Annotated in this window: 10 protein-coding genes; 3 read left to right on the top strand and 7 right to left on the bottom strand. The window is 38.0% G+C overall.

The annotated features are described in order from the left end of the window. Position 1: 1 nt before the first annotated feature. The 3 genes from ACGG9R_RS10950 to ACGG9R_RS10940 all read left to right on the top strand — a co-directional run bounded on the left by ACGG9R_RS10950 (position 2) and on the right by ACGG9R_RS10940 (position 3,701). Positions 2-523 carry a hypothetical protein gene (locus ACGG9R_RS10950; protein WP_390155200.1) on the top strand — a complete coding sequence of 174 codons (522 nt, stop codon included), beginning with the start codon at positions 2-4 and terminating at the stop codon, positions 521-523. A 598-nt stretch (positions 524-1,121) separates the two neighbouring features. Next, positions 1,122-2,348, top strand: a complete 1,227-nt coding sequence (locus ACGG9R_RS10945) for an RNA-guided endonuclease TnpB family protein (RefSeq protein ID WP_390155197.1) — start codon at positions 1,122-1,124, stop codon at positions 2,346-2,348. Between the two features lie 183 nt (positions 2,349-2,531). Next, positions 2,532-3,701: a HipA domain-containing protein gene (locus ACGG9R_RS10940; RefSeq protein ID WP_390155194.1), complete on the top strand. Its 1,170-nt coding sequence runs from the start codon at positions 2,532-2,534 to the stop codon at positions 3,699-3,701. A gap of 613 nt (positions 3,702-4,314) precedes the next feature. Here the strand turns inward: ACGG9R_RS10940 and ACGG9R_RS10935 are convergent. The 7 genes from ACGG9R_RS10935 to ACGG9R_RS10905 are packed head-to-tail and all read right to left on the bottom strand — an operon-like array spanning position 4,315 to position 11,930. After that, positions 4,315-5,175 (bottom strand): replication protein RepA, encoded by an 861-nt coding sequence (locus ACGG9R_RS10935; RefSeq protein WP_390155191.1) that lies wholly within the window; start codon positions 5,173-5,175, stop codon positions 4,315-4,317. A 5-nt stretch (positions 5,176-5,180) separates the two neighbouring features. Next, positions 5,181-5,963, bottom strand: a complete 783-nt coding sequence (locus ACGG9R_RS10930) for a hypothetical protein (RefSeq protein ID WP_390155188.1) — start codon at positions 5,961-5,963, stop codon at positions 5,181-5,183. Between the two features lie 14 nt (positions 5,964-5,977). Then, the gene (locus ACGG9R_RS10925) at positions 5,978-7,330 is read right to left on the bottom strand and encodes a peptidoglycan DD-metalloendopeptidase family protein (RefSeq protein WP_390155185.1); all 1,353 of its coding nucleotides are present in this window, start codon (positions 7,328-7,330) and stop codon (positions 5,978-5,980) included. A gap of 15 nt (positions 7,331-7,345) precedes the next feature. After that, positions 7,346-8,374: a type IV secretion system protein gene (locus ACGG9R_RS10920; RefSeq protein WP_390155182.1), complete on the bottom strand. Its 1,029-nt coding sequence runs from the start codon at positions 8,372-8,374 to the stop codon at positions 7,346-7,348. Next, positions 8,374-9,183, bottom strand: a complete 810-nt coding sequence (locus ACGG9R_RS10915; protein WP_390155179.1) for a type IV secretion system protein — start codon at positions 9,181-9,183, stop codon at positions 8,374-8,376. The genes ACGG9R_RS10920 and ACGG9R_RS10915 overlap by 1 nt, the downstream gene beginning before the upstream one ends. 4 nt (positions 9,184-9,187) lie before the next feature. Further along, positions 9,188-11,677, bottom strand: coding sequence for a zonular occludens toxin domain-containing protein (locus ACGG9R_RS10910; protein WP_390155176.1), 2,490 nt, complete (start codon positions 11,675-11,677; stop codon positions 9,188-9,190). Positions 11,678-11,693: 16 nt separating this feature from the next. Continuing rightward, positions 11,694-11,930, bottom strand: a complete 237-nt coding sequence (locus ACGG9R_RS10905) for a VirB3 family type IV secretion system protein (protein ID WP_390155173.1) — start codon at positions 11,928-11,930, stop codon at positions 11,694-11,696. Positions 11,931-12,250 lie beyond the last annotated feature (320 nt).

The following is a 12,250-nucleotide window of genomic DNA, read 5'->3' as shown; positions in this document are numbered from 1 at the left end:
TATGAAAATGAAAAAAATGATTTGTGCTGCATTTTGCGGGTTAGCTGTACTGACTATGGCCGGATGCGGTGAATTGAAACCTGACCAGGTAAATGGTGTATACAAAAATAACAACAACACCTACGTATTTGTCTATGATACTGAAATAGAACTAGCAAACAAAGAAAAAGCAATGCAGTTCAAAGTCTATGAAACTGACCCAAAATCTGTTTATGACAACAAACAAATTTACAGTAAATCTGAGTTCCTGTTAGATAAGGACGGAAATATTTATCAACCTGACTTAACAGGAGCAAAAGTAATGTATGGCAAATTCAAAGATAATACCATAAATTTCAACAAAGAACTAAAAGCCAACAGTATTGTAGTTGGTGAATATAAGAAATCATCCGATCCTACACCAAGCGATGAAGAATTGAGTTATGATGGTTGGAAAGTAGAATCTGATAAAATGAAAAATTATCTAGCCAAGAAAAAAGCCGAAGGCCCCAAACCATCTGCTTTTGATAAGTTCAAAAAATAAGACTAGAAGTAAGAATTAAATACCTAAAGGATGGGAAGAAATCATATCTTTCTTCCTGTCCTTTTTTCATGGATAAAAAACAAAAAATAATGAGGAAATTTGAGATAGCAGGCCATTCACAGAAATATGCCCCTCTACTACAGGAATACTACAGGTAACTACAGGTAACTACAGGGGGGAGCCGATGAGACCAGACGGTATCGAAGAAAAAAGGGGGTAGGCGTTTCCGTTTATGCGTAAAAGCGTTTCCGTTTATGCGTAAAAGCGTTTCCGTTTATGCGTAAAAGCGTTTCCGTTTATGCGTGAATAACTTTTTAATTCACATAGTTAATCACATGTTATTCACGCATTACGATGGCTGAATAAAAAAATATATTATTCAATGAAACCCAAATAAAAACAAGTAAAAAATACATAGTTTTGCTTAAATTTAATTTGAAAGCATTTCATTGAAATGCGGGCAGGATACTCCGACCTCTTAGGTCGGGGAGGAATGCCCGCCTCACCTCACTTTCTTAAAACATTAGGTTTTCAGCAAAAAATATGATATAATATCTTTGATGAAAGTAATATAACTTTAGAAAGGCAGGTGAAAAAGATGTCCTACTTAACCAAAACTATAAAAATTCGCCTCAATGTTTCTAAAAAACAAGAAATGTTGTTTCGTCAAATGACTGAACAGTATCGACAAGCTTGCAACTTTGTATCAAAGCATATTTTTGACAACCAGTTTAACTTGGCTTATCAAAGCCTTAATAAAGAGTTGTACAGCGACCTTCGTGGTCGATTTGGTTTAAAGTCACAGCTCGCACAGTCGTCAATCAAGACAGCTGTCGCCCGTTACAAAACAGTCAAACGTCAGCTTGTTCAAAATCCATATAAATACAAGGACGAAAAAGGCAGCTGGAAATACATTCCAAAAACGCTTGAATGGCTTTGGAAGCCTGTATTTTTCAGCCGTCCGCAAGCTGATTTGGTTCGCAACCGTGACTACAGCTTCGTTGATGATGGACAGACTCTATCCATTAATACACTGGGAAAACGAATAAAATGCACCTTTGAGGGCAAACACTTCACCGGATATCTTGATGGCTCGTGGAATCTTGGCACAGCAAAGCTGGTCGAATTCAAAGGCTTGTGGTATCTGCACATTCCTGTTACCAAGGCTGTCGAAGATTTCCAGAAAGGTAACGTCCGTCACGTTGTCGGTATTGACCGTGGATTGCGTTTTTTAACTGTCAGCTACGACGAACAGGGCAAGACTGAATTTATCTCTGGGCGAAAAATTGCCACAAAACGGCATAAATTCCAAGAAGTTCGCTGCCAGTTACAATCAAAAGGCACGAAATCCGCAAAGCGCAGACTAAAAGCCATCTCAGGACGAGAGAACCGTTGGATGTCCGATGTAAACCATCAGATTTCTAAGACACTCGTGCAAAAATACGGCAAAGATACACTGTTTGTGCTTGAAGATTTAACAGGCGTCAGTTTTGAAGAATCAAATCTTTCGCGAACTGCAAGGCAGAAATATGACCTGCGAAGCTGGTCATTCTATCAGTTAGAGCAATTTCTGACTTATAAAGCCCACGAAAATTGTTCAGAGGTGCTGAAAGTTTCAGCAAGATACACATCACAGCGTTGTCCAAAGTGTGGAACTATCCACAAAGGAAACCGTAATCATCACAAACATATGTATAGTTGCCAATGCGGTTACAAATCTAATGATGACCGTATCGGTGCTATGAACATACAGCTCCTTGGAACTATGTGGATTTCTGGTGACAACAATCCTCGGTATGAAAGAATAACAATTGCCTCGGAGTAAACTCCTTGGCAAAACGGGCATTGTCAATTGCCCGATGATGTAGGCAGAATTAGGGAGGTATTATTTAGATACCGCTACTACCTATGCTTATCTGACTTACAAGCTCCCGCTTCGATAAGCGGGAGTGATTGACATATACTTCTAGGAAAGAAACAATCAAATTTACCGAAAAGGAAGTAGCTTATGAATTACTATTTAATGCAGCAAAATAATGGCGTAGCTAATATTGATATAAATATTCAAACAGGTAGAATTGTTCAGATAAATGAAATCTATTCATTTGAACGATTGCCTGTTTTTACAACAGAAAACAATTTCAACGAATTAAAAGATTCACTGAATAAATGGATCTCTCACCGCAGCATTTCAGAATCACGAAAAGATTTACCCCAAATCTTGCATGATAACCACGTTAGAACTCCAGAAGCCCTGGCTTTAAAAACACTGGGATTATCATTGTCCGATCAATATTGGTTTAGACCCGAAAATACAATGTATAATTGGTTAAACGTCAATCTGTATGACAATGATTTTAAACAAATGAAATTATTAAATACAGCCGAAAGTAATTTATCTGCTTCCGACAGTACTTTAAATGGACAACTGACCAAATATTGGAAAATTGAAAATGATACAAGATATTTGTTCAAACAAAGTACCTTTCCATTTATGCAACAAGCATATAATGAAGTATTTGCATCCGAATTGCTTAAAAAGATGAAAATCCCGCACGTAACATATTCAATCGTAGAAAAAGGGGATATGCCTTATAGTGTATGCCCAATGTTCACAGATAGAAATACAGAATATGTACCAGCTGGTGCAATATTGGATATTAAACCAAAATTGAATCATGAAAGTGCCTATATGCACTTTATGAATTGTGTAAACACCTTACATATACCAGTAGAAAAATCACAAATCGATACTATGCTTGCTTTTGACTACCTGATTAATAACAGTGACCGACATTATGGAAACTTTGGTTTTTTGAGAAATGCAGAAACTATGAAATTTATTGGAATGGCACCTTTATTTGACCATGGAAATTCAATGTGGTTTAATAACCTGAATTATGACATCAAACTAAGTCAGCAACCAGCCAAACCATTCAAAGATGAACAAGAAGCTCAAATTAAATTGGCAAAAGAGCAAAAATTACCAACCAATTTAATTTCAGAAACATGGATCAAAGAAAAAATAGAACAAATCTATACTCAAAACCCACGTTGTGATCAAGAACGACGTACACTCTTTTTTGAAAGAGTATTAGCAAGGAAAAGATCACTTGAAATGTCACACACTAGAAAGAAAAGAAAAAACAGAACTTATACCCAAGACTATTCAAGATAACAAAAAGGTACTAAAGAGAAACATGAAATCTCTTTAGTACCTTTTTGTATAAGTAATATAATATAAAAGATGCTATCAGCAAACACGGTAGCGGTATGTTTTCTGCCCCTGCGTACTATACAAAGGGAATGATGCCAATGACTGTATATGATTTTTTAACAGTTGTGGTTTATCTAACCCTCTGCATCGTAGCAATACGACGTTAATTTCATTCCATTCATTTCTCATCAACAGAAAAAACGCCCTACCCTGACAAAGTTAAGCGGTTAATCTGTTGACTTTTTCTAGGGGCCTACCGTTGCCGTTTAGCACCTCTTCTTTTTATATTATAGCATGAAAATTCATATGATATAATTAAATCACCTTCCTTGAAGGGAGGTGATTCCCATGGAAGGATTTACTTCTGTTCTGGCTTCGTTGTGGGCGACCCTGCTCGCCCCTGGTTTAGTAGCTTTATTTTCATGGTGGCTAAACCAGAAAAGTAAAAAATAGGCAGGAAAAAAGGGTGGCTGGCAACCACCCTTTTTCTGTTCTCCCGGTTATCCCATGAAGAACTTACTTCTGTTCAGTACCTAAATTATATCACTACATAACTAAAAAAGAAAGCAGATTACTAATTCTTTTTCATACCAATACTAGGCTTAGAAGGATATAAAATAAAATACTTTGAATCCATATCATAATATTTTAATTCAGGATAATACTTCTTGATTTGAGCTAGATGTTTCCGGAAATACAATTTAAAAAGACGAATATTTTTACAGTTAGATCCAAATTGCAAAGCGAGATCTTCCCAGGCAATACGACTACTGGCTTTCAGATAGCTTGCTCGATATGTCACCCAGCAGTAGATATCTACTGCCATAGGCGATTTTTTCAGCTTCATGATGATATCCATATCCACAGGAACAGGAGACTTGATAGCTGAATTATAGAATGATTCTGAAAGCACTACGTAAGAACGAAATTTGCCGGTTTCATCAAAAAGAGAATGAGGTTCCCACCAGAGAGCAGATTTGTCCGCAATCACCATATTGGCCGTAGTCTTAATTTTCCCTGACTTAACATTATCTATAGCAGAACAGGAAATGTAGCAGCTGAATAAAGAATCCAACTGCTTACGTAACCTGGTAATAGAGCCATTCTTTCCACCGGTACAGCCCAAATCTAACTTGTTAAGAAAATCTCTCAGGTTTTCTCCCAGGTAAATAGTCCGTGTTTTCTGGCGTACCGCTTCCGTAACCAGGAAAGCAATAACAATCCGGGGAATAGAACCATATGGAAGACCAGAGGGGGAATATAAAGTAAGCTGAAAATTGCCATTTTTGCGTATAAACTTGTCCGTTTTGGTATCGGTGTATGGAAATGTAGCCTGCACAAAGAGAAGGGGCATAAAGCCCAAATTCTGAGAATTTGGGGCATATGCCAAAAGACTATCTGACAGATCTTGTGGAAAAAATACATCTTTAGCCATATCAACTACCTAGGCAACTCTTTCATACGAACCTGATCAGCACGACGCTTATAAAATTCATTCTGGCTATCCGGAATATAAATTTCCTGTTCCTTTGCAGCCAGTTCTTCGTTATCTTCAGCATTTTGCTGACGAATACTACCTTCAATATCCGTTATCAGCTTTTGAGCTTTTGTCTGTACGTTCTGGATATTTGCCATAACTTTGTAAGCGTTTATTGCGACCTGCTTTTGCTTAAAGGCATAGCCGTTACCTGACTGATCTTCTACCGTATCAGCTACAGCATTATTAATCTCTTCGGATAACTTTTCACTGTTCTGAGCTACTTTCAAAGTGTTCTTGAATTCTTCCTCATGAATCGCATTAAAACGATCCATATTGTACTTACGACCTTCCTTTGTGTTTCCGTAGTTGTTATACAGAAAATCAAACTTCGTTCGTTCATCAAACACGGCATACACATCTTCACCAGTGATTTCACTTCCTGTAGATAAGAGCCTGGAAATAGGATTTTCTGCCATGGTAGTTTCAACAGTACTATGAAGATCATCAAGAGCAGAAGAAAAATTCCCCCAAATTTCACGCATCTCATCGTAATCACTTTTTATCTGCTTATATTGCAAATAGATTTCAGACTGTTTAGCAGTTTCAAGAGCCTGTTTAATTTCATTAGCGATGTCTTCTATGTCACCACCTCTGAAATGGAACTTAGCAAAAGCCACCGGAGCGGAAAAAAGAAGCAATGTACAACATAGCAAAGCTACTTTTTTAGACCTACAGAATATCATGCATATCACTCCTTTTATTCCCACAAAGTCATAAATGCTTCAATCGAACGATTGGTAAAGGATGGAATAAAGAAAACCAATGCTCCCCAACAAAAAGCAAAAAGGACTAAACTGCTTACAGAATCTTTAGGAATCGGTTCCATAGCACCAATTTCATTTGAAATAAAGACAAATATGAAAGCTGTTACTATCAAATCAAAACAAGAAGATAAGATCCCAGAAATAAAATTCTTTCCGTATTGTTCCATTTGAGGGAGAAAATACAGGGGAATACCAAGAACCCCCATACTGCACATGAGATAAAACATAACGAGCTTATACATCAAGTAGAAAGTAGCCAGGATCGTAAGAACTAAAATCACAGTTACCAAAATACATACGAAAATAGCGGTCATAAAACTGAAACTCTTATCTACATGAATAAAAGCACTGATAATGTGAGCAATATTTACAAATAACTCATCGAAATGCAAGAACGAAGATTGACTGATTTCCGTACCGGAAAATGTCGAAGATATATTTTCAACAAATGGAATAAATAACTGATTCACTAATGTATGCCAGGACATAAAAAGAGCAAACCAGAATCCATACCGAATCATACGAACAATCAAACCACTCATATTCTGCCGAGTAGTCAAATTGAGTAAAACCGGAAACATAAACCAGGTAAAATCTAGCGTCATTAAGACCGTAAGGAACGTTACCAGATTATTTTCCGCAAAATCAAAAGTTGGAATAATCTTTTCAAGAATTGCCTTCATGAAAGTTTCCAAAAATTCCGAAGGTGAAAAATAAGTAGAAAAATCAATATCGATAGATGGAATCATCTTTCTGACTGCTACACCGATATGACCACCAATAGTGTTATTAGAAATATCTCCATTAACATGAAAAAATGGGCAGCTATTGATAGTATCAGTAGGATCCAAAATAGCAGCTCCAGAATAAGGGGCACCAGCAAAAACCTGAACGTGAAGATGAGGGCCAGTAGAACGACCTTCATTTCCGACTTCACCTACCGGATCACCCATGTCTACATGTTGACCGGATTCGACATAAATAGATTGCACATGGCCATATACATATCCAATGGATCCATCATCAGAAATAACGGCAATCATATTGCCATAACCACCAGGGTTAATACCATACCCAGTTTGATCACCATAAACTGTACCGGAAATTAAAGAAGGAATAACCGTGCCATAGTCCGCACCAAAATCTACACCATTATGCCAGGAAGAGCCACGCCAATCACTAGGACCATAAGGATCCGTTACAGGAGCAGAAAAATCAACTGCCTGTGATTGAAAACCTAAAAAAGTGAAAAGTAAGAAAAAAGCAACAACTAAACGCTTAAACAAACTCATCACTCCTTTTTAACCAACGTAATTCTGCCACCAGCCAATCGCCTTTTGTGCTGCACGCCCAGTTGCGTTATATGCATTTCTGGCTGTATTGTAACCATTTCTTAACCCAGTAAGCGTATCTTTACCAGCCTGATAGGATATGGCAGGGGAACGTTTAACAGAACCAATAGCAGAACCTAACTTACCACCATAATTTTGAAGATCTCTACCAGCATTAGGAATAGCATGAATGATGTTATTCGTAGAAACAACAGCACCAGTAGTCATAGCCCCAGCCAGATCAACGGCCTGAGCAGAAAGGAACGAAAGGAAAATAAGAGAAGCAGCAGAGGTTAAGAACCCAGCCACATTCTTACTAACATCTGTATCGGTAACACTAAAAGCAGCAGTGATTTCATTCTGAATCAAACTAACCATAAAAACAGCAACCATGAGCTTGACAGCCGAAGTAAGAAGGATTCCCCATGTCTTTTCAGCAATCGATCTTGTCCACTTAGTAATTCCAAAAGGAATTAAAACGAGAGACAATGATCCCAAAATAAGAAACTCAGCATTCGCCATAAATAAAGTAAAAGCAATACGAAAAATAGCGTACATAGCTATACATAAGGCAATAAGAGCCAAAATGTAAGCAGCTACAGAACCACCGGACGTAAAACTGGGAAAAGAAGAAATAATATGCTGAAAAGAATCAAAAATTGATTCACAAGTTTCACCAATAAGACCAGTAGGAGTATAAGTAGCATCTGCACCACCAGCCGTCATACCCAAAATCTGACCAGTTTCTTTAATAGCTACCATAAGCATGCCCCAGTTCTGAATCATGGCAGCTAGAAATCCTATATGCATAAGGCGAACAATCATATTACCAAAATTGAAAGCTGGGCCAAAAAACATATCAAATTCCGTAGCAATAGAAATAACAGCCAAGGTAGCCAGTAAAGCCAAAAGAGGTGACTGGAGATTAGTGATTCCAGTAGCACAAGCCTGATCGATATGAGTACTTACATTATCCAAAAGGGCTAAAGCACTATCCATTAAAACCACCCTTTCTTCTTAAAATATTCCTCAAAATAAGGAGAAAGGGTAGTCACTTTACCCTGCTTATCAGAATATTCCTTCATAGCTTTACCTGTTTTTTCAAAATCGCTGGCAAAGGTTTCATTCATCTTTTCCGCTGCATCGGCTTCCAGTTTCTTTGTTTCTTCGTTAATAACCTTGAGTTTGGCGTTCAAAGATTCAATGTCATTGGTGAGATCTGTACAATAAGCGTTCTCTGCTGAAATCAGGGCGTTAAGCTGTGCTGTATCTTTTTCTCCGTGAACGTTCTTTAACATTTCCTGATATTTAGCGATTCTTTCTTTAGAAGCATCCAGCTCTTTCTGTTTGTGATTGATGAGCTTTATCGTATCTCGATTGAGCTTTGCAATCTGAGATCGGTTCTGGTTCATTCGATTCTTCAATCCTTGATAAGATTCAGTTTCTGGATCAAAGGTATCAAAAGACTTAAAAGTATCAGTAAAACTCTTTTCCACATCATCCACACTGGATAAAATGCCACCAGTACTATCACGAAGATTTTTATAATCTTCCTGTACCTGTTTCATTTCCTGCCAGTACGGCTGGATTTTACCCCAGCCAAGGTCATACAAATGCTGTTTCTGTAAAGCAATTTGAGCATTGATGGTATTAATCTGTTCCGTTACCTTTGCAACCTGAGCTACAATTTCAGCATATACTTTAGCATCGTGAACTGGATAAACAGCCAAAGCCTGATCGCCACCAACAGCTACCCCAAAGAGCAGAACAGGTACAATAATAAGTTTTTTAGTTTCCGGTAAGTTCATGGTATTAGCCCCCTGACACATGTTTAAGAGCCTTCCAACGCTGCGAAAAATCGGCCGGAGAAAGGTTATCCAGTTTGGAAACATTGATCTGATCCTCTTTAGAAGTGGCCCCCAGAAAAGCAATTTCCAAAGGGGAAAGAGTCAAATCAAAAATACGAGTACCAAGAGAAGATTTATAGAAATACTGCCGTTTTGGTTTCATCCATTCAAGGATACTGATTTCTGTATCATTGAGATCAAACCGTTCATACATATTTCTGGCCAAGTCATTGATAGATGTATTGGGTAAAAAAATCTTTGTCAGACAGTTGGCCGAAACGACCGGAAGCAAATGATCATCAATGTCTGAAAGGTTCTGTGTAGCCATTACGACAGAACAGTTCTTCTTACGAAGATCTTTCAGATATTCCACAATCTTGTTTCTAAATGCTTCATTTCTTAGGAAAAGCCAACATTCATCCAGAATCATAAGGGCCGGAGAACCATCCAGCTGTGATTCAATACGATGGAAAAGATAATCCAAGGTCGGAGCCACAATGCGGTTATTTTCCATGAGTTTTTCCATTTCAAATACCTGCCAGCGACCGGCCCCGAATTTATCTACATTGGAATCAAAGAGAGAACCGTAAGCACCGTTAATAGATAAATCCCTCAAACTACTACGGATCTCTTCGTCCTGCAAGTAGGTAATCAGGGCGGTGATGGTTCGTTCTTCTATCGGTGATTCAGCAACGCTGCCAAGGGCATTTAAAATGGTATTTCTTTTTTGTGGTGTCATTTTTACGTTGCTGGCTTCTAGGTAATTCACGAGCCATTCCAAAACCCATGTCTTTTCAGTAGTTTCATCAATATGGGCCAAAGGCTGGAAGGAAATAGAGCTATTATCTACTAAAAGATTATAGAAATTACCGCCTATAGCTTTCGTAAGTACCCTTGAGGAAGCAGATTTATCAAAGACAAAAACCTTACAGTTTGGGTACTTTCTAAAGGAAGCGGAAATGGTATTCAGCAATACCGATTTCCCGGCCCCTGTAGGGCCTACCACAAGAGTATGCCCTACGTCACCGACATGAAGGTTGAAGTAAAAAGGCAGATGTTCTGGTGTAGAACATTGAATGAGCGGATCATCAATGAATGTCATTCCTTCTCGATGGATAGTTTCGGCGAGTTCGGCAAAATGTTTATTTTTTTTTTGACCATCGTAATAGGCACCCATAGGAGCGATATTACAGAAGTTTGTAGAATTGACGAGATACCGTCTAACATTATTTTCAAAGTTAGGTGGAATAGTAGAAAACCAGGCAGCGGTTGCATTGTCTTTTTCAATTTCCGCTATAAACTGCAAATCATTTACGATAGTACGAACTTCGGAAAGTTTTTCTTTTAAAACTTTCTGATTTTCATTCAGAAGAACAATATCAAAGGAAAGATAGCCAAAGCCAACTTCCCCAGCCTGTAAGAGATCCAGAGCTTCTTTAGCATCTTCGGCATCACGAACGGCTTCACGATCCACTTTAGGTGATTCCTGGCCTTTGATCGCTTCAAAAACCATAGTAATAAAACTCTTCTGCCGTTGTTCATGTTGTGCAGTGATAGTTTTTAATTCACGGACGGCCTGATCTTTACCAAGGGCGATGTATCTCACAACAAATCTATACTCACAGGAAAGAGAATTAAGGCGGTCAAACATAAAATCCACAGTATCGGATGGGAAATCTTTCACACCAACAATACCTACGTATTTATCTCCTAGCTTAGGAAACCGGCCACCCATGAAATGGCTGTCCTTTAATCGCTGTGTGATAAGAGAGCGAATATCTGCTTTCACTTCTACATGATGATCGGAGATGCAATCATGGAGATAAGTGAGTGTTTCCTGTTGTGTACAGGGTTCAATTTCTACAAAATAATCTTTTAAACCGCTGGTAATGACTTCACATTCGTCAAGGAATTTAGCTTCCATATCACCAAAATGCTTTGCCGTAGTTGCATAATCCTTGAGAAGTTCATTTACATCGGACTGAATCGGATTGAAAAGACGTACAAACTCTTTCATGGCCGATTTCAGTTCTTTCCAGACTTCCTTATTGGACTTATCCAGCATGCGAGACGCACGCTGTAACGCTTCTGACGGCCAGCGATAGCAGATAGTGAGATAAAAGGCATTACCGTAAATCTGATGCTTTGAGATATTCTTTTCACGCTCCTGTTCAAATTCATTCAACAGAGGATCAGTGAAAGAAGAATGAACAATATCTCTGGAAATCTGCTTATGCATTTCTGCAAAAACATAGTAATTATCTTTCATACGAAGAAAGATATTGTTAAGACCCACATAATAGTTATTTACATCGTTTTCTGTCATGTTGGATCCGTCATCACCACGAAAAACATAGGTTTTCTGAAATGTACCGTTCAGATTGAAAACTACATTATTGTCTGTCATATATCCCCAGGTGATGATATCTTCCAGACGGGCCAATTTATTTGCCATACAAACACCTCATTTCTCAATAATAGTGAGATTTAAATTTCAAGGATTCTTTGAGAATACCGAAAATACGATGATCATTCTTTACCAGGAAAAGTAAAAAGGAATAAACAAAGAAAAGCGGAATCAAAGCCTTTAAAGACCGGAAAACAAACACCATTAAGATACTAAGCATCAAAATACAGATGAAAACATTTCGAGGAAGACCACCCCAGTACACTGGACGAGACAGGGATTTAAAAACATGGGCACGCATACCAAAACCACCTTTCCTTGCGATAAAACCGAAAAAGATTGATAGAAAACACCACTTTAATAAGACATGGAAAATAAGTATTTTTAAATAGTAAATATTTACTTTTGTTTAAAAATGATGTTTTCTATCAACCCTTTTCCAAGGATTGATAGAAAAAGTATTAAACCCCTTCAACAACGTAGCTGACAAACTGAGATGCCCACATTACACAGGAAAGAGCAATGATAACAATCAGAATACGTCTAACACCATCACCAAGCTGGCCGGTAAACAGACCAAAACCAAGAATAGCAATACCGAGAACTGCCAGAACAGGAGCC

The sequence above is a fragment of the Dialister sp. i34-0019-2H8 genome (assembly GCF_042846925.1).
Taxonomy (GTDB): Bacteria; Bacillota; Negativicutes; order Veillonellales; family Dialisteraceae; genus Dialister.
This window is presented reverse-complemented; position numbering and strand designations above follow the sequence as displayed.